Source organism: Methylobacterium sp. AMS5, from assembly GCF_001542815.1.
Taxonomy (GTDB): Bacteria; Pseudomonadota; Alphaproteobacteria; order Rhizobiales; family Beijerinckiaceae; genus Methylobacterium.
Window position 1 is genome coordinate 2,694,000 of the sequence record NZ_CP006992.1, and the last position, 26,458, is coordinate 2,720,457.

Consider the following 26,458-nt stretch of genomic DNA (forward strand, 5'->3'; position numbering starts at 1 on the left):
CCGCCGCCTGTGCGCGACGGCCGGTCAGCCCGCGGCCAAGGCCTCCGCGATCGCGGCAAGTGCGGCATCCGCTCCGGCGCCGTCCGGACCGCCGGCCTGGGCCATGTCGCGCCGTCCGCCGCCGCCCTTGCCGCCGAGGTGGCCGGCACCGGCGCGCACCAGCCCGACCGCATCGTAGCGCTCGGTCAGATCCTCGGTGACGCCGACGACCAGCCCGGCCTTGCCGTCCGCGGACACGCCGACCAGGGCGACGATGCCGGAGCCGAGGCGGCTCTTGCCCTCGTCGGCGAGACCCTTCAGGTCGCGCATCTCGACGCCCTCGACCACCCGGGCCATCAACTTCACGCCGTTGATCTCGCGGGCCTCGTCGCCGCCGCCCGAAGCTCCGCCCATGGCGATCTTCTTGCGCGCATCCGTCAATTCCTTCTCGAGCCGGCGACGCTCCTCGAGGAGCGTGGAGAGGCGCTCAGGCACGTCCGAGACCGGCGCCTTGAGCAGGCCGGCGAGCTGGCTCAGCGTGCGGCTCTCGGCGGCGCGGTGGCGGCGGGCGGCGGTCCCGGTCATCGCCTCGATCCGGCGCACGCCGGCGCCGACCGCGCTCTCGCCGAGCACGGTGATCTGGCCGATCTCGCCGAGCTGCGAGACATGGGTGCCGCCGCACAGCTCGATCGAGAAGTTCGGCAGGCGGCCTTCGACTTCGCGGCCCTCGTCGTCCACGGGCCGGCCCATGGAGACGACGCGCACCTCATCGCCGTACTTCTCGCCGAACAGGGCGCGGGCGCCCGATTCGATCGCCTCGTCCACCGCCATCAGCTTGGTGACCACCGGCGCGTTCTGAAGCAGGACCGCGTTGGCGATCTCCTCGACGCGGCTCAACTCCGCCTCGTCGATGGGTTTGGGGTGGCTGATATCGAAGCGCAGGCGCTCGGGCGCGACGAGCGAGCCCTTCTGCGCGACGTGATCGCCGAGCACCTGACGCAGGGCTTCGTGGAGGAGGTGGGTCGCCGAGTGGTTGGCGCGGATCGCGGCGCGGCGCGCGTGATCGACCTTCAGTTCCACCGCCGCCCCGACGGCGAGCGTGCCTTCCTCGACCGTGACGTGATGCACGAACAGGTCGCCGAGCTTCTTTTCCGTCCCGGTGACACGCGCCCGAAGGCCGGGGCCGGAAATCGTGCCGGAATCGCCGACCTGACCACCGGATTCTCCGTAGAACGGGGTCTGGTTGACGACGACGATGCCGTTCTCGCCCGCCTTCAGGGTTTCGACTTCGCTGCCGTCGCGCAGCAGGGCGCCGATGACGGCCTCGGCCGCTTCCGTGTCATATCCCAGGAATTCGGTGGCGCCGGTGCGCTCCTTGATCCCGAACCAGACCGTCTCGGTCGCGGCCTCGCCCGAGCCCTGCCAGGCGGCCCGCGCCGCCTGCTTCTGGCGCTGCATCGCCGCGTCGAAGGCCTGCGTATCGACGCCGATGCCGCGCGCCTTCAGAGCGTCCTGCGTCAGGTCGAGCGGGAAGCCGTAGGTGTCGTAGAGCGTGAAAGCCGTCTCGCCGGACAGGTTCTGGCCGGCCGCGAGATCGCGGGTCTCGGTGTCGAGGATGGCGAGGCCGCGCTCCAGGGTCTTGCGGAAGCGGCCTTCTTCCAGACGGAGAGTCTCGGAGATCAGCGCCTCGCTGCGGGCGAGTTCGGGGAAGGCCTGCCCCATCTCGCGCACCAGGGTCGGCACGAGGCGGTACATGACGGGATCGCGGGCGCCGAGCAGTTCGAGATGGCGCATGGCGCGCCGCATGATCCGGCGCAGCACGTAGCCGCGGCCCTCGTTCGAGGGCAGCACGCCGTCGGCGATCAGGAACGAGGTCGAGCGCAGATGGTCGGCGATGACGCGGTAGGAGGCGCGCGTCGACGGCTCCGGCGCCCGCGACACGGCGTGGGCCACCGCATCGATCAGCGCGCGGAACAGATCGGTGTCGTAGTTCGAGTGGACGCCCTGGAGGATCGCGGCCATCCGCTCCAGGCCCATGCCGGTATCGATCGAGGGCCGGGGCAGGGGGTTGCGCACCCCTGGCTCGACCTGCTCGTACTGCATGAACACGAGGTTCCAGAATTCGAGGAAGCGGTCGCCATCCTCGTCCGGAGAACCGGGCGGTCCGCCCGCCAGCGTCGGGCCCTGGTCGATGAAGATTTCCGAGCACGGGCCGCAGGGGCCGGTATCACCCATCTGCCAGAAGTTGTCGGAGGTGCCGATGCGGATGATCTTTTCGTCCGGGAAGCCGGCGATCTTCCGCCACAGGCCCGCGGCCTCCTCGTCGTCCGCGTAGACGGTGACAAGGAGCTTTTCCGGCGAGAGGCCGAACTCCTTGGTGATCAGCGTCCAGGCCAGCTCGATCGCGTCGGCCTTGAAGTAGTCGCCGAACGAAAAGTTGCCGAGCATCTCGAAGAAAGTGTGATGCCGGGCGGTGTAGCCGACGTTGTCGAGGTCGTTGTGCTTGCCCCCGGCGCGGACGCATTTCTGCGAGGAGGTCGCCTTGACGTAAGGACGCTTCTCGACCCCCGTAAAGACGTTCTTGAACTGCACCATGCCGGCGTTCGTGAACATCAGCGTCGGATCGTTCTTCGGCACGAGCGAAGACGAGGGCACCACCGTGTGCCCGGCATCCCGGAAGTAGTCCAGGAAGGTCGATCGGATCTCGTTGACGCCGCTCATCGGATAGGCTCGAACATCATGTCGCGTCGGGGAGCCGGCTGAGGACAGCACGGCGGTCAGTCTCGCGCCCTCATACGGGCCCAAGCTTTGCGAGTCACGTCGGCTCATGACGCGGCCGAGCGCTACCCCTCAGTTCGGCGAGGTAGCTGCGCAGAAGCGTGACCCGCCGCGGGCGGAAGCTCGTGCCCGCCATCTGCACCGCTTCGATGCGATCCAGCCGGAACATGCGGAACGCCTCGCGCAGGCAACACCACGCCAGCAGTGTCATCTTGCTGTCGAGATAGACGATGGAGAGCGGCAGGATCTTCCGCTTGGTGACCGTGCCGTCCTTGTCGGCGTAACGCAGCGCCAGGGCCTCCTCCCGCCAGCACCCGGCCCGGATCGTCTCCATGTCGGGGATCTTGGAGAAGCGGGCCTCGAAGCGGCGCACCTGCGAGACCGCGTGGAGCAGGTACGTCTCGGATCGGTCGGGCAGGGTAGCGGCCACCTTCGCGAGCGCCGATGCGGCGGCCTGGGCGAGGGCCGGGTCCCCCATCTGGCGGACCTCGGCGAGGCCGAGCACCAGCGCCTCGATCTCCGTCCGATCGAAGGTCTGCGGCGGCAGGGCGACGTCCTCGATCAGACGGTAGCCGTAGCCGCGCTCGCCCTCGATCCGGGCACCGGCGGCGCGCAGGCTGTCGATATCGCGATAGAGGGAGCGCAGCGAGACACCGGTTTCCTCGGCGAGCCTCGCGGCGGTGACCGGCGCGGGCAGGATGCGCATCGCCTGAAGCAGCCGGAACAGTCGATCGGTTCGCGCCATCGCCCAACTGACGGAAACTGACAGGTGCCCTGGGCTACACCCTCGCTTGCCGACCCGCCAGCCAGAGACCCCCGATGATCACGCTGTTCCACGCCCCCCGGAGCCGCTCGACCCGCATCGTCGCGCTCCTCAAGGAACTCGACGCGCACGACGCGGTGCGGATCGAATGCGTCTCGATCCCGCGCATGGACGGTTCGGGCGTGCGCGACGCACTCAACCCCCACCCGGAAGGCAAGGTGCCGCTCCTCGATCACGACGGCGTCCTGGTGCGGGAGTCGAGCGCGATCATCCAGTACCTGACCGAGCTGTTCCCCAAGACCGGTCTGGGCATTCCCACCGGTCATCCGCAGCGCGGCGCCTATCTCGGCTGGCTTGGCTGGTACGCCGGCGTCGTCGAGCCGGTCCTCACGCTCGAGGCGATCGGTCTCGATCATCCCGCCCTCGCGCGCACCTTCCGCACCAGCGCCGAGATCAAGGCGCGGCTCGCCGCGGCGCTGAAGGATCGGCCATACCTTCTCGGTGACCACTTCAGTGCCGCCGACCTCCTGCTGCACTCGCCCTATGCGTGGTTCGGGAAGCCCGGCGAGCCGGCTCTGGACGCCTGGGTCGATCGCTGCACGGACCGGCCCGGCGCCCGCTTCGCGGCCGAGTTCGACGCGCGGCACGCGGCGGCCTGAGCACGGTCCGCCCGCGCAGAAAAAAGCCCGCCGCGATCGCTCGCGGCGGGCTTCGTCCTTCACGTCATGGCGCGGGGCGGTTTAAGCCTCGCCTTCGTCGAGATCGTCGGCGGTCGGCTTGGCGGTCTCGAGGATCCGGTCGGCGACCAGTCCCGAGTTCTGCCGGATCGAGGCCTCGATCTTGTTGGCGATGTCGGGGTTGTCGCGCAGGAAGCCCTTGGAGTTCTCGCGGCCCTGGCCGAGGCGCTGGCTGTCGTAGGAGAACCACGCACCCGACTTCTCGACGATGCCGGCCTTCACGCCGAGATCGATCAACTCGCCGACCTTCGACACGCCTTCGCCGAACATGATGTCGAACTCGACCTGCTTGAAGGGCGGCGCAACCTTGTTCTTGACGACCTTGACGCGCACCGAGTTGCCGATGGCCTCGTCGCGGTCCTTCAGCGTCGAGACGCGGCGGATGTCGAGGCGGACCGAGGCGTAGAACTTCAGCGCGTTGCCGCCGGTGGTGGTCTCAGGGCTCCCGTACATCACGCCGATCTTCATGCGGATCTGGTTGATGAAGATCACCATGCAGTTCGAGCGTGAGATCGAACCGGTGAGCTTGCGCAGGGCCTGACTCATCAGGCGGGCCTGGAGGCCCGGCTGGCTCTCGCCCATCTCGCCCTCGATCTCGGCGCGCGGGGTCAGCGCGGCGACCGAATCGACCACCAGCACGTCGATCGCACCGGAACGCACCAGCGTGTCGGTGATTTCAAGCGCCTGTTCGCCGGTATCGGGCTGCGAGATCAGCAGGTCGTCGAGGTTGACGCCCAGCTTGCGCGCATAGACCGGGTCAAGGGCGTGTTCCGCATCCACGAAGGCGCAGACGCCGCCCTTCTTCTGCGCTTCGGCGATGGTGTGGAGCGCGAGCGTCGTCTTGCCCGACGATTCGGGCCCGTAGATCTCGACCACCCGGCCGCGCGGCAGGCCGCCGACGCCGAGCGCGATGTCGAGGCCGAGCGAGCCCGTGGAGATGGTCTCGACCTCCTGCACCTTGTCGTTCTTGCCAAGGCGCATGATCGAGCCTTTGCCGAAGGCCCGCTCGATCTGCGTCAGCGCAGCCTCGATCGCCTTGGCCTTGTCCTTGTCGGCTGCTGCCATTGTCGAGGAATCCACCATCTTCAGCGCAGGCTGGGCCATCGCAAGGCTTCCTTATGCATGGGAGGGGCACGGCGCTCAATCCGCCGGAGCTGAAGGATTTCGTACTTGTTTTGTTCTCAATGCGCAAGCCCGTCGTCGCGGTTTGAGCCGGAAAGAACAGAATGTGGAAGCGAAGCCGCCGGTCGAGATTCCCTGCGACGGCGCAGGATGCTGACTGTCCTTGTGCCGAAGTCGCTCTGACCAAATTTGGAGGCGGATTCCGCCTCGCGCGCTAGCCGCGCGCCATGTCGCCTGATGGATGCTGACATCCGATATCCCGAAGGGTTTGATCGGATGTCGTACGCTCCCCTCAGGTGCGTTCAACTCGCCATCGTTTGCTTCACCGTCTCGACGAGCTGCTTGAGGCTGAAGGGCTTGGGCAGGAAGTTGAAGGCCTCGCCCTCGGGAAGGTTCTTGCGGAAGGCGTCTTCCGCGTAGCCGGAGACGAAGATCACCTTGAGGTCGGGCATGTGCTTGCGCAGCTCGCGCAGCAGGGTGGGCCCGTCCATCTCCGGCATCACGACATCGGAGACCACCACGTCGATACCGTCGGCATGCTCCTCGATCAGACGCAGCGCCTCGATGCCGGAGGCCGCCTCCAGCACGGTGTAGCCGCGGGCGGACAACGCCCGGGAATTGACCGCGCGGACCGGATCCTCGTCCTCGACGAGCAGGACGGTGCCCTGGCCGGTATGGTCCGCCGCGGGCTTCGGCGGCGGCTCCGGGGGACGGGCAGCGGGAGAGCCGGACTCCGTGCTCGATTCGGCCAATCCCGCCTCGGCATCGTCACCGGTCCCGGAGTTCGGCTCGGAAGCGCTAACTTTCGTCGATCCGGAGGCCGTTCGCGGCGGCGGCAGCGGCTCGGGCAGGGCCTCGATGCCGGGCTCGTGGCGCGGCAGGTAGATGCGGAAGGTGGTGCCTTCGCCCACCGTCGACTGCACGTCGATCGCCCCGCCGGACTGGTTGACGATGCCGAACACCGTCGAAAGCCCGAGCCCGGTGCCCTTGCCGATCTCCTTGGTCGTGAAGAACGGCTCGAAGATCTTCTGGCGCACCTCCGGCGGGATGCCCTCGCCGGTATCGGTCACCTCGATCATGACGTGATCGCCCGCCGGGATGCCGATCGGCCGCTCGCCATCGACCGGGCAGTTGGCGGTGCGGATCGTCAGGCTGCCGCCGCCCGGCATCGCGTCGCGGGCGTTGACCGCGAGGTTCACGATCACCTGCTCGAACTGGTTCACGTCGGCCTTGATCGGCCAGATCTCGCGGCCGTGGCGGAAATCGAGCTGCACCCGCTCGCCGAGCAGCCGCTTCAACAGGAGGGTCAGGTCGGAGAGTGCCTCGCCGACATCCATCACCTCCGGCCGCAGGGTCTGGCGGCGGGAGAAGGCCAGCAATTGGCGCACCAGGGATGCGGCCCGGTTCGCGTTCTGCTTGATCTGCATGATGTCTTGGAAGGCGTGGTCGGTCGGCCGGTGGCTCGCGAGCAGGAGGTCCGAGTAGCCGATGATCGCCTGGAGGACGTTGTTGAAGTCGTGGGCGATGCCGCCGGCGAGCTGGCCCACCGTGTCCATCTTCTGGGTCTGGGCGACCTGCTGTTCGAGCTGGCGCTGGGCCGTCGTGTCGAGGGCGTAGAGGATCACCCGTTCACGGTCGCCGTCGCTGCCGGCCCGGGCCTCGGCATCGGGGCTCGGCGTCCCGTCGGAATCCGCCGGGCTCATCCAGACGCGGGCCGAGCGATCACCCGGCCCGGACAGGCCGACCTCGATCGGATCGAGGCCGCCGAAGCCGTTGGCGGCGCGGGCGAGCGCGCCCTCGATGACGCCACGGTCGCGCTCCAGCACCGCGTCGCGCATCATCGGATCGGGTGCGTCGCGGCCACCCTCCGCCGAAGGCTGGCGCGGCATGCCGGCGAACAGGCGCACGAACGAGGTGTTGGCGCGGATCACCCGGCCGTCCCGGTCGAGGGTGGCGATGGCGATCGGGCTGTTGTTGAGGAAGCGGGCGAGCCGCACCTCGGCCGCGCGCTGCGGCTCGTCGGCATCCGATCCGGCGGAGCGGTTGAGCACGAAGGTGCGCGAGGGGCCGGGCGCCCCGTCCTGCCCGTAGGCGACGCGATGGTAGAGCCGCGTCGGCAGCGGCTGGCCGTTGCGGCGGCGCAGGTCGATATCGTAGCGGTCGGTGCGCACCTCGCCGGGCAGGCCCGGCGAGGCGGTGAGCATGTCGGCGCCGGGTGCGATCTCGAGAAGTTTCAGCCCGCCGGAGCCGACGGTGGCGAGGTCGTAGCCGAGCCAGGAGGCGAGCGTCGCGTTCATGTAGACGATCGAGCCGGCCGCATCGATCGACAGGAAACCCGCGGGTGCGTGGTCGAGATAGTCGATCGCGTGCTGGAGTTCCTGGAAGACGTTCTCCTGGCGCTCGCGCTCGTGGGTGATGTCGCTCACCGTCCAGAGCGCGGCAGAGCCGCGGTGGCGCTGGATCGGCCGAACCGCGATGCGGTACCACGCGAAGTCGCGGTCCGCCGCGCCGCCCGGCGGCGGCGACATCCGGATCTCTTCGGCATAGGCGCGATCGTCGCGGGATGCCTGCGCGAGCCGGTAGACCGCCTCCGAGACTTCCGGCGCGCCGACGAAGATGCGCTCGATGGAGCGGAGATTCGAAAAGCTGTCGCCGCCGGCAAGGCGCATATAGGCCTCGTTGGCGTAGATCATCCGTCCGTTATCCTCGACGACGAGCTTGCCCTCGGGGGCCGCGTCGACGATGGCGCGGGTGATGTCGTCGCGCGAAGCCGGGCCGGCGAGCTGAAGCGCGCCGATCGCCAGGGCGAACAGGAAGAACACGCCCGCCATCGCGAGCAGCGCCAGCAGGGCGAGGATGAGCGGCTGCGCCTGCTCGTTGGCGACGAAGGACAATCCCACCGCCGCGCCGACGAGCAGGCCCGCCAGCATCAGCAGCAGGCCGACCCGGCCGGGACGCTCCGAACGATCGATCGAACCGGACGCCGGCACCGCTGGTCCGCTGACCTCAGCCATCAGGCCCTACCCATCCCTCGCACACGGACGGCACATGGCTGCTTCGAGCCCTGTGGGTCGTCAAATGCCGCACCTTCTGCCCGAGCATTGCCGGACAATGGTGCATAAACCGTGGCGCCTGAACGACTTCGCCGTCCCATGCGGAAGCGGATCGAGCCTCAGGCGGCTCGGCGAAGGCGAAGCACGAAACCGATGACCTCCGCAACTGCGCGATAGTGCTCGGCGGGAATCTCGGCATCGACCTCGACGGTGGCGTGGAGGGCGCGGGCGAGCGGCGGGTTCTCCATCACCGGCACGTCGTGGTCGGCGGCGACGGCGCGGATGCGCAGCGCCAGCGAGTCGACGCCCTTGGCGACGCAGATCGGTGCCGCCATCCCGGCCTCGTAGCGCAGGGCCACGGCGAAGTGGGTCGGGTTCGTCACCACCACGGTGGCGGTGGGCACGGCGGCCATCATCCGCTTCTTCACGCGGGCTTGGCGGAGTTGCCGGATCCGGGCCTTCACCTCGGGGCTGCCCTCGCTTTCCTTGTGCTCCTGCTTCATCTCCTCCTTCGTCATGCGCAGGCGCTTGTGCCAGCGGTTCCGCTGGTAGAGCGCGTCCCCGAGCGCGATGACCGCGTAGACCGCGAGCATGCCGCCCATCATCTTGAGGGCGAGCGTCAGGGTGCCCTGGAGCGCCACACCCGGATCGAGCTGGGCGAAGGATTCCGCCCGGTCGTGCTCGCTCCACAGGATCGTCCCGGCGATGGTGCCTACGACGATGATCTTGGCGAGCCCTTTGCCGAAATTCACCCAGGCATCCATGCCGAGCAGGCGCTTGGCGCCGGCCATCGGCGAGATGCGCGCGAATTTCGGCATCAGGCTCTCGGCGGTAAAGATCGGCCGATGCTGGATCAGGCCGGCGGCGATGGCCGCGAGCATCGCGATTCCCAGCGGCACGGCGAGCGCCTTGGTGCAGACCCAAGCCACGCGCAGCGCCACGCCGAGATAGGTGCCCGCATCCGAAGGCAGGCCGCCGGCATGTTCGAGGAAGCCGCGCATGTCGCGGGTCAGCCCCTCCGCCACAGGGCGGGCCGAGAGGATCAGGGCGAGGGTGAAGGCCGCCAGGATGAAGAAGGTGTTGATCTCAGGGGAGTTGGGGACGTCGCCGCGCTCGATCGCCTGCTCGATGCGCCGTGGCGTCGGGTCTTCGGTCTTGTCCTCGTCGTCGGTCTCGTCGGACACCGGCTCAGGCTCCCCTGTTCCGGATCAGCGCCCGAGGAACGCGCCGAGATAGCGGCCGAGATCGTCGAGGAACAGCCCCATGATGAGGCCGAGGGCCCCGACCAGCAGCATCATGCCGATGATGACCGAGGCGGGGACCGCGAGGAAGAACACCTGCAATTGCGGCATCAGCCGGGAGAGCACGCCGAGCCCGAGATTGAACAGGATGCCAAACACGATGAACGGTCCGGAGATCCGCACCGCCAGGGCGAAGCCGCGGCTGAACGCGTCGAGCCCGAGCTTGGCCGCATCCGCCATCGCCGGCACGCCGCTCGGCGGCAGCAGGAGGTAGCTGCGCCCGATCGCTTCGAGGGCGACGTGGTGCAGATCGGTCGCCAGGATGAGCGTGACGCCGAGCATCGCCAGGAAGTTGCCGATCGCCGCCTGCTGTCCGCCCATCGTCGGATCGACGGTCATGGCGTAGGACAGGCCGAGCTGCTGCGAGATCACCACGCCCGCCGTCTGGAGCGCGGCGACGATCATGCGCACGCAGAGGCCCAGCATCAGTCCGATCAGGATCTCGCCGATCAGCAATCCGATCAGGGTTGGCGCGGCCAAGGCCGCATTGCCGGTCGGCAGCATCGGGCGCACGGTCGGAAACAGCACCAGCGTCACGAGCAAAGCGAGGGCGAGCCGCAGGCGGCTCGCGATGAGCTGCTCGCCCAATCCCGGCATCAGCATCATCAGCGTGCCGACCCGGGCGAAGGTGATGAGGAAGGCCGCCGCGAGGCCGGGCAGCAGCAGGTCGAGCGGCGTGGTCATGCGCGCTCATCCTACACGCTTGGCCCGGCCGGCGCTGCCGCCCCATCATCCGCCCGCGGCGATCCGGGCGGCGATCCGGGCCATGTAGGCGGCCATGGCATCGCCGATGAAGGGCAGCATCAGGAGCATCACCCCGAACACCGCGACGATCTTCGGCACGTAGATGAGCGTCTGCTCCTGGATCTGCGTCAGCGCCTGGAACAGCGACACGATCAGGCCGACGACGAGGGCGACGATCATCATCGGCCCCGCCACCTTCAAGAATACGAAGATGCCGTCGCGGGCGATGTCGAGGATGGCGAGGCCGGTCATGGGACTTTGACTTTTCGTCTGCTCTGCGGGGCATCGCCGGCCTCCCCTCGTCCCGCCTGCGGGCCGAGGGGCCAGAAAAACTAGATCGGCATCCGCATGATCTCTTCGTAGGCGGAGATCACGCGGTCGCGCACGGCGACCAGGGTCTGGAGAGCGGTTTCGCTCTCGGCCACCGCCGTCACCACGTCCACCACGTTGGCCTTGCCGGTGGCCGCCGAGAGGGCGGCGCGGTCGGCCTGCGCACCGGATTGCGCGACGCTGTCGAGGCTCTGCTGCAGGAAGCCGGTGAAGCCGCCCGGCGCGGTCAGGCCCTGGGCCATGCCTTGGACGGGTTTGACGGCGCCGGGGCGGGCGAGGCTCTGGGCCGCGCCGTAGGCGCCGGCGGCGAAGGCGGACGTCGTCATCGGGGCTACGCCTTCAGGATCTCGAGGGTGCGGGAGATCATCCGCCGGGTGGCGGTCACCATGTTGAGGTTGGCCTCGTAGGAGCGCTGGGCCTCGCGCATGTCCATGTTCTCGATCAGCCCGTTGACGTTGGGCAGGCGCACCTCGCCGCGCGCATCCGCAGCCGGGTTGCCGGGATCGTGCTTGGTGCGGAACGGCGTGGGATCGCGCCGCACCCGACCGGCCTCGACGACGCTGGCATTCAGCTCGTTGTCGAAGCGGCTGGTGAAGGTCGGGATCTTGCGCCGGTAGGGATCGCCGCCCGCGGTCTGGGCGGTCGAATCGGCGTTGGCGATGTTCTCGGCGATGATGCGCATCCGGCCGGACTGCGCTTTCAGGCCGGAGGCGGCGATGCCGAGGCTCTTCAAGAAATCCATGACGGTCCCCCGTTCAGCGATGTCAGCGAGCGATGTCAGCGCTTGCCGACGGCGATTTTCAGGGCGTCGAGGCTCTTCTGGTAGAGCGAGGCGACGAGCTGGTAATCGGATTGGTTGTCGCCGGCCTTCATCATCTCCTCCTCCAGGTTCACCCCGTTGCCGGACGGGCGGACCTCGAAGCCCTTGAAGCGGCGCGGGTCGGCGTTCGGACCGGCGCTCGCCGTCATCCCGATATGCGTGGAATCGGTGCGGGCGAGCCCGTCTCCGCCGACCGAGGCGCCGACCGGCGTCGCGAGTTTCACCGAGGCCGCGGACGGCTCGGCCAGATCGCGGGGGCGAAAACCCGGCATGTCGGCGTTGGCGACGTTCTCGGCGAGCAGGGCCTGGCGGGCCTGATGCCAGTGCATCCGGGTGCGCAGCATGCCGAGCAGGGGCAGGTCGGTGAGCGACATGGTGCCTCGGGGTCGGCGCGGCCGGCGATGGATTTCGGAAAGCCACAGGTCCGAACTCGGCAGAATCTGCCGCTCACATGGTTAAGGAGCCGTTAACCGGGCAAAACCTGCCGGGTGTCCGCGAGGCCGCACGTCGCCGCGGATGTTGGAATGGCCGCTGCCGCCTGCACCGAGTTGTTAACGGAGTGTCAACATACGTTGCCGGGGCGTGAAGCGGCGGCGATAATCACCCGGTGTCATGCGTGGGGCCGAGATCGCGTCTCCGCCGGCTTCGGTCACCGCCGGACGTCGCGCGGCGGCGTCGGAGCCCCGACTTAGAAAGACGCGGGTCTTGCAAGCGTTCTTCAGTTCCGAGGGCTCCTACGCCTTGCAGTTCCTGGTGATCTTCCTCGTCATCCTGGTGCTGTTCCTGATCGCCGCGCTGCTGTTCATGCGGCTGTCCGGGCGGGGGCTCACGCTGTCCGCGAGCGCGAGCCAGCGCGGACGCCAGCCGCGGCTCGGCATCGTCGACATCTACGAACTCGACCGGCAGCGCCAACTCATCCTGCTGCGGCGGGACAACGTGGAGCACCTGCTGCTGGTCGGTGGCCCCAACGATGTGGTGATCGAGCGTCACATTCAGCGCGGTGCGGGCACCCGTTACGCGCCGGACGGGAGCGCCCGGCCCGGCGGCGAGGCGGGCATGAACGATCCGGCGCTGGAGCCGCGCACCGATCCCTTCCTCGACTCTCCGATGCCGCCGACCTTCGCCATGCCGGAGGTGGTACCCTCGGCGGTATCCGGCGCCCAGCCCAGCGTCGACCGGGCGCCGCCCCTCGATCCCGGCCTGTTCGAGCCCGAGGTCGTACCGGCCGACGCTCCGGCGAGGCCGGTCTCGCCGGTCAGCCGACTGATGCGGCGCACGGCGCCGCCGGTGGTCTCCCCCCGTCCGGAGGTCGCGTCCGAGCGCCCCGCGCGGCCGGAATCCGCGTCGGCCGAGCCGGTGCCGGAACCTGTGCCGGAGCCACCGGTCATGGCGAGTCGTGGGCCGCGATCGGTCGATCCTGCCGTTCTCTCTGACATGGCCCGGCAGCTTCAGGTGGCGCTGAAGCGTCCCTCGTCCGCGGTCACGCCCCCGCCTGCGGGCCCTGCCGAGGTGACCCCTCCGGCACCGAAACCGGTCGAGCCGGCGCCCGCGCCGCCCGACCCGATCGCTGCGGCGATGGCGGCTGAAGCGGCTCCGCCCGTTCCCGCCGCGCCGCCGCCACAGGGGGCACCGGTTCAGCCGGAGCCAGCTCCCGCCCCGGTGGTGGCACCGCCGCCCCGGCCCGAGCCGAAGCCTGCGGCCCCCGTCAAGCCCGTCGCACCCCCGCCGTTCGTGGCCTCGCCCAAGCCGGACGCGGTGAAGTCCGAACCTTTCAAGGCCGAGCCGCCAAAACCGGCGTCCCCCAAACCCGAGCCGTCCAAGCCGGAGACGCCGGAGCCCGCCGCTCAAACGCAGAACCCATTTTCGGTGGAGGAGATCGAGGCCGAGTTCGCCCGCCTCCTCGGACGCCCGCTCGACAGCAAGAACTGAGACGAGCAAGCTCGTCCGCCTCTTGGCCGTAAGGCCTGTTTTTCCGGGAGCCGCCGAAGCCGCGTCGCGGTGCGGCCACCCGAACGTTCGCGAGGCAGGCCGTAGGCATGGAGGCACTCGTCGTCGGGGCGGGGGTGGTGGGGCTGGCGATCGCGCGGGCCCTCGCGCTGCGCGGCGCCGCGGTGATCGTGGCTGAGGCAGCCGAGGCGATCGGCACCGGCGTGTCCGCCCGCAGTTCGGAGGTGATCCACGGCGGGATGTATTATCCCCCCGGTTCGCTGCGCGCCCGCCATTGCGTCGAGGGGCGCCGCCGCGTCGTCGATTTCTGCGAGAGCCACGGCGTGCCCTACCGGCTCTGCGGCAAGCTGATCGTGGCGACGCACGAGGCGGAGCGCTCAGCGCTCGAAACGATCCTGTCCCGCGGGGCCGAGAACGGGGTCGAGGGCCTGACCTGGTGTGAGCGCGCCGAGGCTGTGGCTCTGGAGCCGGCCTTGTCCTGCGTCGCCGCGCTTCATTCCCCCGCCACCGGCATCGTCGACAGCCATGCCCTGATGCTGGCGCTCCTCGGCGATGTCGAGGATGCGGGCGGCGTGCTGGCGTTGCGGACTCCGATCGAAGCGGCCGGGCGCCGGGATGGGCGCTGGGAGATCCGCTTCGGCGGCGAGGCGCCGAACGTGCTGCAGGTCGATTGTCTCGTCAACGCCGCAGGCCTCGGTGCGCAGGCCCTCGCCCGCCGGATCGAGGGGGCGGCGGCGGACGGCATCCCCCGGCAGGTTCTGGCCAAGGGCAGCTATTTCGGATGCAGCGGGCGGCCGGCCTTCACGCGGCTGATCTACCCGGCCCCGGTCGAGGGAGGCCTCGGCATCCATCTGACCCTGGACCTCGCCGGACGCATGCGGTTCGGTCCCGATGTCGAGTGGGTGGACGCCCCCGACTACGCGGTCGATCCGGGGCGCGTCGATCGCTTCGAGGCGGCGATCCGGCGCTACTGGCCCAGCCTGCCGAACGGGCGCCTGATGCCGGATTATGCGGGAATCCGGCCGAAACTCAGCGGTGCCGGCGAGCCGGCGGCGGATTTTCGCATCGATGGGCCGGGCGAGCATGGATGGCCCGGCTTGGTGCAGCTCTTCGGGATCGAGAGTCCGGGCCTCACCTCCGCGCTCTCACTGGCTGAGGCGGTGGCCGATCACGTGATGGCGTGAGGTTACGCGGCCCGCATCAGATCGGCCTTCGTCCCGTCCGCCACCGCATCGGTGTGAACTGCAAAGTTGATCAGCCGCGCCGCGCCGAAGCTCGTGGAAATCGCGCAATCCGTTGCGTCGCGACCGCGCGCCATGACGATGCGGCCGATCCGCGGCGTGTTGTGGCGGGCGTCGAAGGTGTACCAGCGCCCGCCGAGATAGACCTCGAACCACGCCGAAAAGTCCATCGGATCGGGCACGGGCGGCACGCCGATATCGCCGAGATAGCCGGTGCAGTAGCGCGCCGGAATGTTCATGCAGCGGCAGAACGCGATGGCGAGATGCGCGAAATCGCGGCAGACGCCGACCTGCTGCTGGTAGCCGTCGAAGGCCGAGCGGGTGGCATCCGCCTGCATGTAATCGAAGCGGATGCGCTCGTGCACGTAATCGACGATGGCCTGAACCCGCGCCCAACCCTCCGGCGTCTGGCCGAAGAGCGGCCACGCAATTCCGGCCAGCTTGTCGGTGTCGCAGTAGCGGCTCGCCATCAGGTAGACCATTACCTCGTCGGGTAGGGCCTCCACCGGAATCTGGGCGGCCTCCGGCGCAACCGTGTCGGGCAGGCCCGAATCGGCGACCAGCAGATCCGCCGAGATCGAGAGGCGGCCCGGCGGCGCGACGATGCGGGTGCAGACGTTGCCGAAGGAATCGAGCGTCTGCCGCTGCGGGATCGGCGGATCGAAGACGATCGCTTCCGGGCTGCGCAGATCCCCCTGGCGGGAGGGGTGGAGGCTGAGGAGCAGCGACATCGGCGTTGCAGCATCAGTCTCGAAGGTGATGTCGTAACCGGCCTTGATCAGCATGCGGCAGCTCGTGACTACGATTTTCAATCCCGAAAAATAGAGATTGAGCGGGATCAAGCGTTAATTCTTGTGATTACCAGGCGTTCCGGTATCGCGCTGCACAAATATTTCGCAGTCCGCCAGCACAAAGAGCAGGCGCCGGACGGGACGTTGGCGCGCATTGCTGCTGCAGCGCACTCGGCGGTATGGAGGCTTCCATGTGGACCGCTCTCTGGAACCGCCTCGCCCATCCGGGCCACTTCCTGCGCTGGTCGGGTGCGGCCTTGCCCTGGCTCGCCGCGGCGTCGGCCCTGCTCGTTGCCGCTGGGCTGTACCTGACCTTCTTCGTCGTGCCGCCCGATTACCAGCAGGGCGACACCGTGCGGATCATGTACATCCACGTCCCTGCCGCGATTCTCGGCATGGGCTTCTATGGGGCGATGACGCTCTCGGCGATCGGCACGATGGTCTGGCGCCACCCGCTCGCCGACGTGTCGCAGCGCGCCGCGGCGCCGATCGGTGCGGCCTTCACCCTGATCTGCCTCGTCACCGGCTCGCTCTGGGGCAAGCCGATGTGGGGGACCTACTGGGTCTGGGACGCGCGCCTGACCTCGATGCTGGTGCTGTTCCTGATCTATTGCGGCATCATCGCCCTGTGGCGGACCATCGAGGATCCGAGCCGGGCGGCGCGCGCGGTCTCGATCCTGACGCTGGTCGGCGCGGTGAACCTGCCGATCATCAAATTCTCGGTGAACTGGTGGTCGACGCTGCACCAGCCGGCGTCGATCCTGCGCATGGGCGGCTCGTCCATCGATTCCTCGATGCTCTACCCGCTGCTCGAAATGGTGCTGGCGATGACCCTGCTGGGCGTCACGCTGCATCTTCAGGCGATGCGCACCGAGATCTACCGCCGCCGGGTGCGCACGCTGCTGATCCGGCAGGCGGAGCGTCTCGATGCCGGCGTGCAGGACGCCGCACCGATGACCCGCGCCGCGACGACCCTTCCCGTGGGCCAAGCGATCTAGGTGTCTCCCACAAAACTCCCGCTGCGCTGTCATCGCCGGAACGAGAACGGTCAGAGACCGGGAGTTTTGTGAGGCACTTCAAGACGATCGATGGGACGATCACTCTGAGACCCGCCATGGAATTCGGACCTTACGCCCCCTTCATCATCGGCTCCTACGGCTTCGCGGCCCTGGTGCTCGGTGCCTTGGCCCTCAACGGCTGGTGGGACGGGCGGGCGCAGCGCCGCGCGCTCGCCGAGTTGCAGGACGAGCGGGGAGGTCGCTCGTGAGCGCGCAGGCTCCGCAGCCGACCCCGCCCGGCACCGGGGAGCGCCCCCGCCGCTCGCTCCTCGCGCTGCTGCCGGTGCTCGTCTTCGCCGTCCTGGCCGTCACCTTCCTGGTCCGGCTGCGCTCCGGCGCCGATCCTGCGGCGCTGCCCTCGGCGCTGATCGGGAAGCCGGTCCCCGCTTTCGCACTGGAGCCGGTGCCGGGCCTCCAGGCCGCCGGCCGGCCGGTGCCCGGTTTGTCGAGTGCGGACCTCAGGGGGCAGGTGACCGTCCTCAACATCTTCGCCTCGTGGTGCGCCCCCTGCCAGATCGAGCATCCGATGCTGATGCGGCTCGCGCAGGAGCCCGGCATCCGCCTCGTCGGCATCGACTACAAGGATCCCGGCGACGCCGGACGGCGTTGGTTGGAGCGCAACGGGGTGCCGTTCGCCGCGGTCGGCGCCGACACGAGCGGCCGGGCGGGAATCGACCTTGGCGTTTACGGCGTGCCGGAGACCTTCATCATCGGTCCCGACGGCCGAATCCGCGACAAGCTCGTCGGAATCCTGACGCCGGAAAACTACGCGAGCGTGCTGGAGCGTATCCGCGCCGCCGGACGGACCATCCCCGTGACCAACTGACCGGGATCAGGCGGCACGCTTGGAAACCGGGGATCGGAGGCGTATGCAGCCCGTGTCCGCTTGAAACCGTTCCAAGGTGGTGAGGCGGGGCAGCCGTCTGAAATCACGATCAGAAGAGCGCCATGCGGATCGGACTGTTCGTCCCCTGCTACGTCGATGCCTTCGAGCCCGAGGTCGGCATCGCCACGCTGGAACTGCTGGAGCGCTTCGGCCTCACCGTCGAATACCCCTACGATCAGACCTGCTGCGGCCAGCCGATGACCAATACCGGCTGCCATCAGGAGGCCGCCGCGACCGAGGCGCTGTTCGTCAAGAATTTTTCCGGGTTCGACTACGTGGTCGCCCCGTCCGGCTCCTGCGTGCATCAGGTGCGCGAGCACCTCACCGCCATCCCGCAGACCGACGAGGTCAAGCATGTGCGGGCCAAAACCTTCGAGCTCGTCGAGTTCCTGCACGACGTGCTCAAGATCGAGGATCTTCCCTGGGCGGCGTTTCCGCACAAGGTCGCCTACCACTCGAACTGCAACGCGCTGCGCGGCATCGGCCATGCCCGTCCGACCGAACTGAACCGGCCGTTCTTCTCCAAGCCGCTCAACCTTCTCAAGAAGGTGAAGGGGGTGGAGATCGTCGATCTGACCCGGCCCGACGAGTGCTGCGGTTTCGGCGGCACCTTCTCGGTGTTCGAGCCCGCGGTCTCGGCCAAGATGGGCTACGACAAGGTGACCGATCAGGCCCGCGCGGGTGCCGAGTACGTGGTCTCGGCCGATTCCTCCTGTCTGATGCATCAGAAGGGCTGCGCCGAGCGTCTCGGCGTCGGCCTCAAATACATTCACATCGCCCAGGTGCTGAACGGAGCCGCCGCATGAGCGCCGACGACCTGACCCCGCGCCAGACCGAGGGCGTGCTCCACCCCGAGGTGCGTGCGCCCTCCGACGAGAGCGAGCGCGGCCCCGGCGGCGAACGACTCCAGCACGCCGAAGCTGCCTCGAAGCCGATCCGCGCCGACGCGCCGCGCGAGCCGCAGCCCCGCGGCGCCAAAGTGCGCGGCAACCGCCCGATCGACCAGGCGGAGGCCGCCGAGCGCTTCCTCGCCGCGCCGATGCATCAGAAGGCCCATGACGAGCGCCTCTGGGACGTGCGCCGCAAGCGCGATGTCGCCGCCCACGGCATCCCGGAATGGGAGGAGCTTCGCGAGCTTGCCTCGCAGATCAAGACGCACACGCTCACCCATCTCGACCGGTACCTCGAACAGTTCGAGGCGGCCGCACAGGCCAATGGCGTCCATGTCCACTGGGCCGAGGATGGGGCGGACCACAACCGCATCGTCCTCGACATCCTGCGGAAACACGGCGCCAAGTCGCTGGTCAAATCGAAGTCGATGCTGACCGAGGAGTGCGGCTTCCGCCACTTCATGGCAGCCCACGAGATCGACGTGATCGAGACCGATCTGGGCGAGCGCATCCAGCAGCTCGACGACGAGGAGCCGAGCCACGTGGTGATGCCGGCGGTCCACAAGACCCGCCTCGACGTCGCAGAGGTGTTCGCCCGGACGCTCGGCACCGACCCCGACAACGACGACGCCCACTACCTCGCCGAGAGCCAGCGCGAGACGACCCGTCCGCTGATCCTCAAGGCCGATGCCGGCCTCACCGGCTGCAACTTCGCCATCGCCGAAACCGGAACGGTGGTCACCTGCACCAACGAGGGCAATGCCGACCTCTCCGGCAACGTGCCGCCGCTGCAGATCCACTCGATCGGCATCGAGAAGCTGATTCCCCGCGTCGAGCATCTCGGCGTGTTCATCCGCCTGCTCTCGCGTTCGGCGCTCGGCTCGCCGATTACCCAGTACACCTCGCATTTTCGCGGGCCGCGGCCGGGCACCGAGATGCACATGGTGCTGGTCGATAACGGCCGCTCCGAGCGGTTAGGGATGGAGGAGTTCTGGACCTCCCTCAAATGCATCCGCTGCGGCGCCTGCATGAACACCTGCCCGGTCTACCGGCGGTCGGGCGGCCTTTCCTATGGCGCGACCTATTCCGGGCCGATCGGGCTCATCATCGACCCGACCTTCAACAAGCGGAAATACTCGACCCTGCCGTTCTCCTCGACCATGAATGGCTCCTGCACCAACGTCTGCCCGGTGAAGATCAACATCCACGAGCAGATTTTTGCCTGGCGCAAGGTGCTTGCCGAGGAGCACCGGATCCCGCTCCTGAAGCAGGGCATGATGAAGGCGGCCGGCGCCGTGCTGAGCCGTCCGGCCGCCTACCGCGCCGCGATCCAGACCGCCGACTCGGCCCTGCGCGTCCTGCCGCGCTTTGCCGTCTACAACCCGGCCAACACCTGGGGGAAGAAGCGTGAGATGCCGCACGCCCCGCGCCAGAGCTTCCACGCGTGGTACCGCGAGAACCGGATGAAGAAGGGGCAGGACGCGTGAGCGCCCGCGAGACGATCCTCGCTCGCTTGCGCGCCAACCGCCCGGCCGGCGACTTTCCGCTGCCGGACGTGCCGAGGTTCCCGCCCCTGGTGGGTGACGATCTCGTCGCGGAATTTACCGAGCGTCTGGGCAAGATGGGCGGGCGAGTCGAGCGCGCGGGCAGCCCATCCGATCCCTTCGCCCCGGTGCGGTCGCGCCTGGACGGGGCGGCGGTGATCGCTTCCGCCGTGCCCGAATTCTCAGGGAACCGTGACCTTGCCGCCGTCGCCATGCCGACCGAGGTCAACGATGTCGACGTGGCGGTGGTGCGCGCGCGCTTCGGCGTCGCAGAGACCGGCTCGGTGCTGTTCACGCAAGACGACCTGATCGTGAACGCGGTCGCCTATCTCGCCCAGCACCTGATCGTGCTGCTCGACCCCGCCGACATCCTCGTGAACGTCCAGGCCGCCTACAAGCGTCCGGATTTCGGACAGGCGGCCTACGCCGTGCTTCATACCGGCCCGTCCGCCACCGCCGACATCGAGGGCGTGCTGATTCACGGGGCGCAGGGCGTGCGTTCGCTGACCGTGCTTCTGCTGCAGCGCAAAAAACAAGCAGCCTGAAAGCGGAGCCGAACGGATCTCCGCGCGTTTGCGGCAAAACGTCTCGCGCGATCGGGGCGCTTTCCCACAAAACCCGGAGCCGTCCCCGTGCGATTTAAGCTCGGTTGCAGTCTTGCCTACGACGTCAAGGCGCCCACCACTTTCATTTTCAACGTCGAGGTCGCGAAGCTGCAAAGCCTCGAGATCGCCCGCGAAAGCCTGACCTTGGCGCCGGATCTGGCGCGGCGCGTCTACGTCACGCCGGACCTCAAGAACCGTTATCTCGGGGTGAACGTGCAGCCGGGCCCGTTCTCGCTCGAATACAATGCCGAGGTGGACCTGACCGTCGTTCGGGCCGACCCGGCGACGATCTCCGAGACGCCCGTCTCCGAACTCCCCCTCGACATCCTTCCCTTCCTGCTTCCGAGCCGCTTCGTCTCGTCGGACCGGCTCGCTGCCTTCGCCCAGGCCGAGTTCGGCGACCTTCCGAAGGGCCATCAGCGGGTCAATGCGATCTGCAACTGGATCCACGACAACATCGACTATCGACGCGGCGCGAGCGACGGCGAGACGACGGCCGACGAAAGCCTGCTGATGCGCGCCGGCGTGTGCCGCGACTTCGCCCATCTCGGCGCCGCCTTCTGCCGCGGCCTCGGCATCCCGGCCCGGTTCGTGAGCTGCTACGCCTATGGCCTCGTGCCGGGGGACTTCCACGCCGTGTTCGAGGCCTATCTCGATGGGCGCTGGTGGCTGTTCGACGCGACGCGCCAAGCCCATCTCGACGGGCTCGTACGCATCGGCATCGGACGGGATGCCGCCGAAATCGCCTTTTCGACGCCCTACGGCGACATGCAGCCGACCGGTATGGAGATCCGCATCGATCGCGCCGATGGGGCCCTGGAGCCGATGGAGCGCACGGTCGATGCGATCTCGACGGAGGAGCCGGCTCCGCATGCCGGCGCGGCCTGAACGAAACGCCTCACACTCGGCGGCGCACCCGGTGAATCCGGTCGGCCGAGGGTGATGTGAAGTTTTTTTCGTATCGGACGGATTAAACGGCATTATCGCTCGTCAATCTTATGTTCCAGGCAAGCCTGGACGAATCTCCAAACTCCGCCCGCCCGGCTCCGTCCGCGGCGGGCTTTTTCGTTCGCGCTCGTCGCAATCCCCCCGAGCAACGAACGCCGAGCCGACACATCATATGCGGTATCTAAATACCGTAATCGCAAAAGCCTTCCACGGATTGCGTTTTTCTCTCCGAGGCGTTCGCCGTCCGCCTTGACGAAGACGCAGAATCCTCCTAGTGACCCGGCCGTACGCCGCTGCGTCCTCACCCGACGCGGCGGCGCCTTGTTTCCAACGTCACCGGCACGGGAATCGGCCATGAAGACCACTTCGCTGAAGCCCGCCGACGTCGACAAGAAGTGGGTCGTGATCGACGCCGAGGGCCTCGTCGTGGGCCGTCTCGCTTCGATCGTGGCGATGCGTCTGCGCGGCAAGCACAAGCCCGCCTACACGCCCCACGTCGATTGCGGCGACCACGTCATCGTCATCAACGCGGACAAGGTGAAGTTCACCGGCCGCAAGTACGACCAGAAGGTCTACTACCACCACACGGGCTACCCGGGCGGCATCAAGGAGCGCTCGGCCAAGTTCATCCTCGAGGGCCGGTTCCCCGAGCGCGTGGTCGAGAAGGCCGTCGAGCGCATGCTGCCGCGCGGCCCGCTCTTCCGCCAGATCCTCGGCCACCTGCGCGTCTACAAGGGTGCCGCGCATCCCCACGAGGCCCAGCAGCCGCAGGCGCTCGACGTCGGCTCCCTCAACCGTAAGAACGTGAGCGCTTGATCATGGCGACCCTTCAGTCCCTCGCCGACCTCAATCGGGCGAACACCCAGACGAGCAACCCCGAGAACGAGGCGCCCGTCCACATTCAGAAGCTGGACGCCCAGGGCCGCGCCTACGCGACCGGCAAGCGTAAGGACGCGGTCGCCCGCGTCTGGATCAAGCCCGGCAACGGCACCGTGGTCGTCAACGGCCGCCCGGTCGAGACCTACTTCGCCCGTCCGGTGCTGCGCATGATCCTGCGCCAGCCGCTGGAGATCGTGTCCCGCGTCGATCAGTACGACATCACCGTCACGGTGAAGGGTGGTGGTCTCTCCGGTCAGGCCGGCGCCGTGCGCCATGGCCTGTCCAAGGCGCTGACCTACTACGAGCCGGAGCTGCGCTCCTCGCTCAAGCGCGAAGGCTTCCTGACCCGCGACCCGCGCGTCGTCGAGCGCAAGAAGTACGGCCGCAAGAAGGCTCGCCGCAGCTTCCAGTTCTCGAAGCGCTAAGGCTTTTCATCTCCGATGGTGCAAAGGGTGGAGCCGCAAGGCTCCGCCCTTTTTCGTATCTTGGATCGACGCGAGGCCGTCGCATGAAAAGGGCAGGGAGCCCGGACCGTCCGAGAAATGCAGCGCCGCCCACGGACCGCCGGGCGGTTCTGGCCGAGGCGTTGGCCCGTCTCGCGCCGCGCCTTCCGGATTTCGAGGCGGAAGCGGTGCTGGACCGGGCGTTGCGCAGCCCTGGCCTGCGCGGCGCGGTGCCGGAAACCGCGGCATGGCTCGCCCTGACCGCGCTCACCCGGCACAGCTTCACCGAGTACGACGACCTCCTCAACGAGGGCTACGACCGCGAGAGTGCCCGCCACTTCGTTCTCGAAGAGATGAACGTGCGGCTCGCCGAATGGGGCTGCCGCCGACGCGTCTCCGAAGAGGCTGACCCCGGCGAGGACGACTTCCCCGAAGCGTGAGGGGAAAGCGGGCGGCGTCCGCTTGCCGGTCTGCGGACGCTGGGGCAGGGAGGGGCACCTCAACAGCGGAGACACCCTTCGATGAAGCTCAGTGCGCGCAACGTCCTCAAGGGCAAGGTCGTTTCGGTCGAGAAGGGCTCGACCACGGCCCATGTGAAGATCGAGATCGCCAGCGGGCAGATCATCACTTCGGCCATCACCAACGAATCGGTCGATTCGCTGGGTCTGAAGGTCGGCGGCGAAGCCTATGCCGTGATCAAGAGCTCCGACGTCATCATCGCCGTCGACTGAGCCGAGCCAGGCTCACCCTTCCAGGCTCAACCTTCGATCGCCAGCGCGATCCCGTGCCGGGCGGTCGCGCCCGGCGCCAGAAGGCGCTGCGAATCACGGTTCTCCAAGGCGCCATCGAAATCGGCCCAGTCGGCATGTCCGGTCCAGGCTTCGAGCGACAGGAACGGCGCCGTCGGCTTGGTCCAGACCGCAAGATGGGGGAAGTCTTCCATCCGCATGGCGATGGCTCGGCCGCTCGGCGACACGAAGCGCATCGCCCGGCTCCGCGCGTTGAGGAAGACCAGAGCCTCGCTGAAGAGGATGGGATCGAGGTCGAGGCGTGCGCCGTCGAGGGTCAGCTCCCGCTCGCTGCGCACCAGAAGCCCGCCCGCGCCGACCTCCGGGACGAAGGGCCGCTCCGCCTCCTCGAACAGAACCGCGTAGCCGCCATCGGCGCGCCGCTCACCTCCGGCGAAAGGCCAGGGAAAGGCGGGGTGGAAACCGAGGGCGTAGGGCAGGGCGCCTTCACCCGGATTCTCGACCCGGATATCGAAGGCGAGGGTCTTTGCTGCGATGCGAGCGGCGATCGTCAACTGGAACGGGAAGGGGTAGTGCGTCCGCGTCGCCGCGCTGTCGGTCAGGCGCAGGGAAACCGCGTCCTCGCTTTGGCTGACGACCGCGAAAGGCAGATCGCGGGCAAAACCATGCTGGGCCATCGGGTAGCGCTGCCCGCCCACCTGCACGCTGCCGCCGGACGAGGCGCCGACGACGGGGAAGAGCCAGGGTGCATGCCGGTTCCAGTGCTCCGGATCGCCGCTCCAGAGATATTCGCGGCCATCGACCTGCCACGAGACCGGCTCGGCGCCGTTCAGCGCGATCCGCGCCATGCTGCCGTCATCCGCACGGATCTCGACCGTCCCGTCCATCGCTCCTGCCCCCCGCACGCTTCTGCTTCGCTTCGAAGCGATAGCCGGGCCGGGGCGGAACCGCTACCGGGCCGGTGCCACGACGGCGTTCGCAGGGGGCGGCGAAGCGGCCGGCTCCGCGATCACCTGCGAGGGCGGCCCCGAGGCGACGATCCGTCCCTCCTCGACGACATGGACCGTGTCGGCCCGGCGCAGCGAAGTCAGGCGGTGGGCAATCATGATGATCGTGCGCGTGCCGCCCAGCGCGCCGAGCGCCTCCATCACCGCGGCCTCGGTCTCGCCGTCCAGCGCACTGGTCGCCTCGTCGAACACGATGACATCGGGATCGTGGTACAGCGCGCGGGCGATGCCGATGCGCTGGCGCTGGCCGCCGCTGAGCCGGGCACCGCGCTCGCCCACGCCGGTCTCGTAGCCCGCGGAAAGGGCCGCGATGAAATCATGCGCACCCGCCAGCCGCGCGGCGCGCTCGACGGCTGCCCGGTCGAGACTGTTCGGCGGGATGCCGAGAGCAATGTTCTGCGTGATGCTGCCATCGATCAGGAACACGTCCTGCGGCACGTAACCGATCCGGTTCTGCCAGGCCGGCAGGCTGTCGGGATCAAGTGGACGGCCGTCGATCAGAATGCGCCCCCGCGTCGGCGTGAGAATGCCGAGGATCAGGCCCACCAGCGTCGACTTGCCCGACCCGGTGCGTCCGACGAGGCCGACCGTGGTGTGGGCGGCGATCGTCAGGTCGATGCCGCGCAAGGTCGGACGACCGGTTTCGTAGTCGAACGCGACATCCTCCAGACGGATCGCCTGCGCGAAGGGCAAGCGCTCGGTGGTGCGAAGCGTGCGCTCCCGCTCGCCTGCCAACGCATCGACGATCAGGCGCACGCCGGGCAGGTGGAAGCGCAACTGCGAGACGGCGGTGAAGATGTTCTGGAAGGCCGGCAGCATGCGGTAGCCGGCGAAGGCGAACAGGCCGAGCAGCGGCAGCATGCCGGCGGTGTCGATCCCTTGCGTCAGCGCGAACAGCACCACGGCGATCACGCCGCCGAAGGCGAGCGATTCGATGACGAAGCGCGGCAACTGCCCGGTGACCAGACTCGAGGCGAGGGCGTGGGCGTAGGAGCGCGCCGGCGCATCGAAGCTGCTCGTGAACGTCTCGGCCCGGCCGTAGAGCTTGAGTTCGGTCAGCGCGCCGAAGGTCTCCTGCACGACACGGTAGCGGCCCTCGTTGTCCGCCACCGCCCGGGCGCCGAGCCGGGAAAGGCGCGCCCGCATCACGATGTAGATCGCGACGTAGAGCCCGCCGAAGCCGCCGCCGAGGATCAGCGCGAGCCGGGGCTGGTAGGCGATCAGGAAGATCACCACCGCGAGGGCCGAGGCGCCGCGCGAGGCGATCACCATAGCCGGGGTGAGCACGCCGACGACGAGGCGGTCGGTCTCGCTCAGCACGTTCTTGGCGAGTTCGGCGCTGTTGGCATGAGCGAAGAACAGGCGCTCGCGATCGACGTAGCGGGCGAGCAGGCGCTGGGCAAACCCATAGCCGACAAGGTGGGCGAACAGGAGTTGCGCATAGGCGAAGGCGGCATTCACCGCGCTGGTCAGCAGGATCGCCGCGAGCGCGGCAAACCCTGTCGCGAGCAGGAAGGTGCGGTCGTCGGCGAGGCCGAAGGCATCGCGGAGGTTGCCGAGATACGGAATTCGCGCTGCCGCATCGGGATCGCCGACCAGCGTGAGGAAGGGGAGCACCGAGGCGACGCCGACCACTTCGAGCAGGGCCGCGAGCCCGAGCCCGAGCCCCAGCAGCAGGAGCCGCCTTCGGTCGTGTCGCCGCATCACCCGCAGGAGATCGAGGAGGGTCCTCAAACAGTCACCGGGGCGAGAGGGGCTGCCATCCGAAGGACCGACGCGAAAGCGCGACGACGCCTGGACAGGTGGACTCCGGGCCGAATGCTTTCGGAGCGTTGCTTAAGTG

General features: G+C 68.4%; 27 protein-coding genes. 14 read left to right on the forward strand and 13 right to left on the reverse strand.

Annotated features, from left to right (window positions below; translation table 11 throughout):
• Positions 1 to 24 precede the first annotated feature (24 nt).
• Both alaS and Y590_RS11985 read right to left on the reverse strand, forming a co-directional pair.
• Positions 25 to 2,700, reverse strand: a complete 2,676-nt coding sequence (alaS, locus tag Y590_RS11980; RefSeq protein WP_060770038.1) for an alanine--tRNA ligase — start codon at positions 2,698 to 2,700, stop codon at positions 25 to 27.
• Positions 2,701 to 2,794: 94 nt separating this feature from the next.
• Positions 2,795 to 3,502 (reverse strand): helix-turn-helix transcriptional regulator, encoded by a 708-nt coding sequence (locus Y590_RS11985; protein WP_060770039.1) that lies wholly within the window; start codon positions 3,500 to 3,502, stop codon positions 2,795 to 2,797.
• A gap of 74 nt (positions 3,503 to 3,576) precedes the next feature.
• Here Y590_RS11985 and Y590_RS11990 point away from each other — a divergent pair, with 74 nt between their 5' ends.
• Positions 3,577 to 4,179, forward strand: a complete 603-nt coding sequence (locus Y590_RS11990; protein ID WP_060770040.1) for a glutathione S-transferase family protein — start codon at positions 3,577 to 3,579, stop codon at positions 4,177 to 4,179.
• An 81-nt stretch (positions 4,180 to 4,260) separates the two neighbouring features.
• Here Y590_RS11990 and recA read toward each other — a convergent pair whose 3' ends face one another.
• From recA to flgB, 8 genes are all read right to left on the reverse strand, one after another.
• On the reverse strand, positions 4,261 to 5,340 hold the full coding sequence (recA, locus tag Y590_RS11995) for a recombinase RecA (protein ID WP_371688525.1): 1,080 nt from the start codon (positions 5,338 to 5,340) through the stop codon (positions 4,261 to 4,263).
• Positions 5,341 to 5,681: 341 nt separating this feature from the next.
• Positions 5,682 to 8,393: a cell cycle histidine kinase CckA gene (gene cckA / locus Y590_RS12000; RefSeq protein ID WP_060770042.1), complete on the reverse strand. Its 2,712-nt coding sequence runs from the start codon at positions 8,391 to 8,393 to the stop codon at positions 5,682 to 5,684.
• A gap of 158 nt (positions 8,394 to 8,551) precedes the next feature.
• The gene (gene flhB, locus Y590_RS12005) at positions 8,552 to 9,616 is read right to left on the reverse strand and encodes a flagellar biosynthesis protein FlhB (RefSeq protein WP_060770043.1); all 1,065 of its coding nucleotides are present in this window, start codon (positions 9,614 to 9,616) and stop codon (positions 8,552 to 8,554) included.
• A 24-nt stretch (positions 9,617 to 9,640) separates the two neighbouring features.
• On the reverse strand, positions 9,641 to 10,417 hold the full coding sequence (gene fliR, locus Y590_RS12010; protein WP_060770044.1) for a flagellar biosynthetic protein FliR: 777 nt from the start codon (positions 10,415 to 10,417) through the stop codon (positions 9,641 to 9,643).
• Positions 10,418 to 10,462: 45 nt separating this feature from the next.
• Positions 10,463 to 10,729, reverse strand: a complete 267-nt coding sequence (gene fliQ / locus Y590_RS12015; RefSeq protein WP_003603418.1) for a flagellar biosynthesis protein FliQ — start codon at positions 10,727 to 10,729, stop codon at positions 10,463 to 10,465.
• Positions 10,730 to 10,809: 80 nt separating this feature from the next.
• Positions 10,810 to 11,133: a flagellar hook-basal body complex protein FliE gene (gene fliE / locus Y590_RS12020; protein ID WP_060770045.1), complete on the reverse strand. Its 324-nt coding sequence runs from the start codon at positions 11,131 to 11,133 to the stop codon at positions 10,810 to 10,812.
• A gap of 5 nt (positions 11,134 to 11,138) precedes the next feature.
• Positions 11,139 to 11,549, reverse strand: a complete 411-nt coding sequence (gene flgC / locus Y590_RS12025) for a flagellar basal body rod protein FlgC (protein WP_003603420.1) — start codon at positions 11,547 to 11,549, stop codon at positions 11,139 to 11,141.
• A gap of 35 nt (positions 11,550 to 11,584) precedes the next feature.
• Positions 11,585 to 12,001, reverse strand: a complete 417-nt coding sequence (gene flgB / locus Y590_RS12030; protein WP_060770046.1) for a flagellar basal body rod protein FlgB — start codon at positions 11,999 to 12,001, stop codon at positions 11,585 to 11,587.
• A gap of 331 nt (positions 12,002 to 12,332) precedes the next feature.
• Here flgB and Y590_RS12035 point away from each other — a divergent pair, with 331 nt between their 5' ends.
• The gene (locus Y590_RS12035) at positions 12,333 to 13,556 is read left to right on the forward strand and encodes a hypothetical protein (RefSeq protein ID WP_083530843.1); all 1,224 of its coding nucleotides are present in this window, start codon (positions 12,333 to 12,335) and stop codon (positions 13,554 to 13,556) included.
• Positions 13,557 to 13,663: 107 nt separating this feature from the next.
• A complete protein-coding gene (locus tag Y590_RS12040; RefSeq protein WP_060770048.1) occupies positions 13,664 to 14,758 on the forward strand; it encodes an NAD(P)/FAD-dependent oxidoreductase in 1,095 nt (364 codons plus the stop codon).
• Between the two features lie 2 nt (positions 14,759 to 14,760).
• Here Y590_RS12040 and Y590_RS12045 read toward each other — a convergent pair whose 3' ends face one another.
• On the reverse strand, positions 14,761 to 15,600 hold the full coding sequence (locus tag Y590_RS12045; protein ID WP_060770049.1) for a transglutaminase-like domain-containing protein: 840 nt from the start codon (positions 15,598 to 15,600) through the stop codon (positions 14,761 to 14,763).
• A gap of 197 nt (positions 15,601 to 15,797) precedes the next feature.
• Here Y590_RS12045 and Y590_RS12050 point away from each other — a divergent pair, with 197 nt between their 5' ends.
• From Y590_RS12050 to Y590_RS12100, 11 genes are all read left to right on the forward strand, one after another.
• Positions 15,798 to 16,604 carry a heme ABC transporter permease gene (locus tag Y590_RS12050; RefSeq protein WP_060770050.1) on the forward strand — a complete coding sequence of 269 codons (807 nt, stop codon included), beginning with the start codon at positions 15,798 to 15,800 and terminating at the stop codon, positions 16,602 to 16,604.
• Between the two features lie 116 nt (positions 16,605 to 16,720).
• Positions 16,721 to 16,873, forward strand: coding sequence for a heme exporter protein CcmD (gene ccmD / locus Y590_RS12055; protein ID WP_060770051.1), 153 nt, complete (start codon positions 16,721 to 16,723; stop codon positions 16,871 to 16,873).
• Positions 16,870 to 17,490, forward strand: coding sequence for a DsbE family thiol:disulfide interchange protein (locus tag Y590_RS12060; RefSeq protein WP_060770052.1), 621 nt, complete (start codon positions 16,870 to 16,872; stop codon positions 17,488 to 17,490). Before ccmD ends, Y590_RS12060 begins: the two co-directional genes overlap by 4 nt.
• A 122-nt stretch (positions 17,491 to 17,612) precedes the next feature.
• Positions 17,613 to 18,356 (forward strand): (Fe-S)-binding protein, encoded by a 744-nt coding sequence (locus Y590_RS12065; protein ID WP_060770053.1) that lies wholly within the window; start codon positions 17,613 to 17,615, stop codon positions 18,354 to 18,356.
• Positions 18,353 to 19,927 carry a lactate utilization protein B gene (locus tag Y590_RS12070; RefSeq protein WP_060770054.1) on the forward strand — a complete coding sequence of 525 codons (1,575 nt, stop codon included), beginning with the start codon at positions 18,353 to 18,355 and terminating at the stop codon, positions 19,925 to 19,927. The genes Y590_RS12065 and Y590_RS12070 overlap by 4 nt, the downstream gene beginning before the upstream one ends.
• The gene (locus tag Y590_RS12075; protein WP_060770055.1) at positions 19,924 to 20,529 is read left to right on the forward strand and encodes a LutC/YkgG family protein; all 606 of its coding nucleotides are present in this window, start codon (positions 19,924 to 19,926) and stop codon (positions 20,527 to 20,529) included. Before Y590_RS12070 ends, Y590_RS12075 begins: the two co-directional genes overlap by 4 nt.
• Before the next feature lie 87 nt (positions 20,530 to 20,616).
• The gene (locus Y590_RS12080; protein ID WP_060770056.1) at positions 20,617 to 21,477 is read left to right on the forward strand and encodes a transglutaminase-like domain-containing protein; all 861 of its coding nucleotides are present in this window, start codon (positions 20,617 to 20,619) and stop codon (positions 21,475 to 21,477) included.
• Between the two features lie 414 nt (positions 21,478 to 21,891).
• Complete coding sequence (gene rplM / locus Y590_RS12085) at positions 21,892 to 22,353, forward strand: 50S ribosomal protein L13 (RefSeq protein ID WP_004446860.1); 462 nt, start codon at positions 21,892 to 21,894, stop codon at positions 22,351 to 22,353.
• A gap of 2 nt (positions 22,354 to 22,355) precedes the next feature.
• Complete coding sequence (rpsI, locus tag Y590_RS12090; protein WP_060770057.1) at positions 22,356 to 22,841, forward strand: 30S ribosomal protein S9; 486 nt, start codon at positions 22,356 to 22,358, stop codon at positions 22,839 to 22,841.
• 83 nt (positions 22,842 to 22,924) lie between these two features.
• Entirely contained in the window at positions 22,925 to 23,299 is a 375-nt protein-coding gene (locus tag Y590_RS12095; protein ID WP_060770058.1) for a DUF2293 domain-containing protein, read from the forward strand.
• An 81-nt stretch (positions 23,300 to 23,380) separates the two neighbouring features.
• Positions 23,381 to 23,590 carry a TOBE domain-containing protein gene (locus tag Y590_RS12100; protein ID WP_060770059.1) on the forward strand — a complete coding sequence of 70 codons (210 nt, stop codon included), beginning with the start codon at positions 23,381 to 23,383 and terminating at the stop codon, positions 23,588 to 23,590.
• A gap of 26 nt (positions 23,591 to 23,616) precedes the next feature.
• Here Y590_RS12100 and Y590_RS12105 read toward each other — a convergent pair whose 3' ends face one another.
• Both Y590_RS12105 and Y590_RS12110 read right to left on the reverse strand, forming a co-directional pair.
• On the reverse strand, positions 23,617 to 24,495 hold the full coding sequence (locus tag Y590_RS12105; protein ID WP_060770060.1) for an aldose 1-epimerase family protein: 879 nt from the start codon (positions 24,493 to 24,495) through the stop codon (positions 23,617 to 23,619).
• A 63-nt stretch (positions 24,496 to 24,558) separates the two neighbouring features.
• Positions 24,559 to 26,349, reverse strand: coding sequence for an ABC transporter ATP-binding protein (locus tag Y590_RS12110; RefSeq protein WP_060770061.1), 1,791 nt, complete (start codon positions 26,347 to 26,349; stop codon positions 24,559 to 24,561).
• Positions 26,350 to 26,458 lie beyond the last annotated feature (109 nt).

Coding starts and splice junctions, on each gene's coding strand:
- alaS (WP_060770038.1), bottom strand. CDS start 2,700: ATGAGCGGCGTCAACGAGATCCGATCGACCTTCCTGGACTACTTCCGG.
- Y590_RS11985 (WP_060770039.1), bottom strand. CDS start 3,502: ATGGCGCGAACCGATCGACTGTTCCGGCTGCTTCAGGCGATGCGCATC.
- Y590_RS11990 (WP_060770040.1), top strand. CDS start 3,577: ATGATCACGCTGTTCCACGCCCCCCGGAGCCGCTCGACCCGCATCGTC.
- recA (WP_371688525.1), bottom strand. CDS start 5,340: ATGGTGGATTCCTCGACAATGGCAGCAGCCGACAAGGACAAGGCCAAG.
- cckA (WP_060770042.1), bottom strand. CDS start 8,393: ATGGCTGAGGTCAGCGGACCAGCGGTGCCGGCGTCCGGTTCGATCGAT.
- fliR (WP_060770044.1), bottom strand. CDS start 10,417: ATGACCACGCCGCTCGACCTGCTGCTGCCCGGCCTCGCGGCGGCCTTC.
- fliQ (WP_003603418.1), bottom strand. CDS start 10,729: ATGACCGGCCTCGCCATCCTCGACATCGCCCGCGACGGCATCTTCGTA.
- fliE (WP_060770045.1), bottom strand. CDS start 11,133: ATGACGACGTCCGCCTTCGCCGCCGGCGCCTACGGCGCGGCCCAGAGC.
- flgC (WP_003603420.1), bottom strand. CDS start 11,549: ATGGATTTCTTGAAGAGCCTCGGCATCGCCGCCTCCGGCCTGAAAGCG.
- flgB (WP_060770046.1), bottom strand. CDS start 12,001: ATGTCGCTCACCGACCTGCCCCTGCTCGGCATGCTGCGCACCCGGATG.
- Y590_RS12040 (WP_060770048.1), top strand. CDS start 13,664: ATGGAGGCACTCGTCGTCGGGGCGGGGGTGGTGGGGCTGGCGATCGCG.
- Y590_RS12045 (WP_060770049.1), bottom strand. CDS start 15,600: ATGCTGATCAAGGCCGGTTACGACATCACCTTCGAGACTGATGCTGCA.
- Y590_RS12050 (WP_060770050.1), top strand. CDS start 15,798: ATGTGGACCGCTCTCTGGAACCGCCTCGCCCATCCGGGCCACTTCCTG.
- ccmD (WP_060770051.1), top strand. CDS start 16,721: ATGGAATTCGGACCTTACGCCCCCTTCATCATCGGCTCCTACGGCTTC.
- Y590_RS12065 (WP_060770053.1), top strand. CDS start 17,613: ATGCGGATCGGACTGTTCGTCCCCTGCTACGTCGATGCCTTCGAGCCC.
- Y590_RS12070 (WP_060770054.1), top strand. CDS start 18,353: ATGAGCGCCGACGACCTGACCCCGCGCCAGACCGAGGGCGTGCTCCAC.
- rplM (WP_004446860.1), top strand. CDS start 21,892: ATGAAGACCACTTCGCTGAAGCCCGCCGACGTCGACAAGAAGTGGGTC.
- rpsI (WP_060770057.1), top strand. CDS start 22,356: ATGGCGACCCTTCAGTCCCTCGCCGACCTCAATCGGGCGAACACCCAG.
- Y590_RS12095 (WP_060770058.1), top strand. CDS start 22,925: ATGAAAAGGGCAGGGAGCCCGGACCGTCCGAGAAATGCAGCGCCGCCC.
- Y590_RS12100 (WP_060770059.1), top strand. CDS start 23,381: ATGAAGCTCAGTGCGCGCAACGTCCTCAAGGGCAAGGTCGTTTCGGTC.
- Y590_RS12105 (WP_060770060.1), bottom strand. CDS start 24,495: ATGGACGGGACGGTCGAGATCCGTGCGGATGACGGCAGCATGGCGCGG.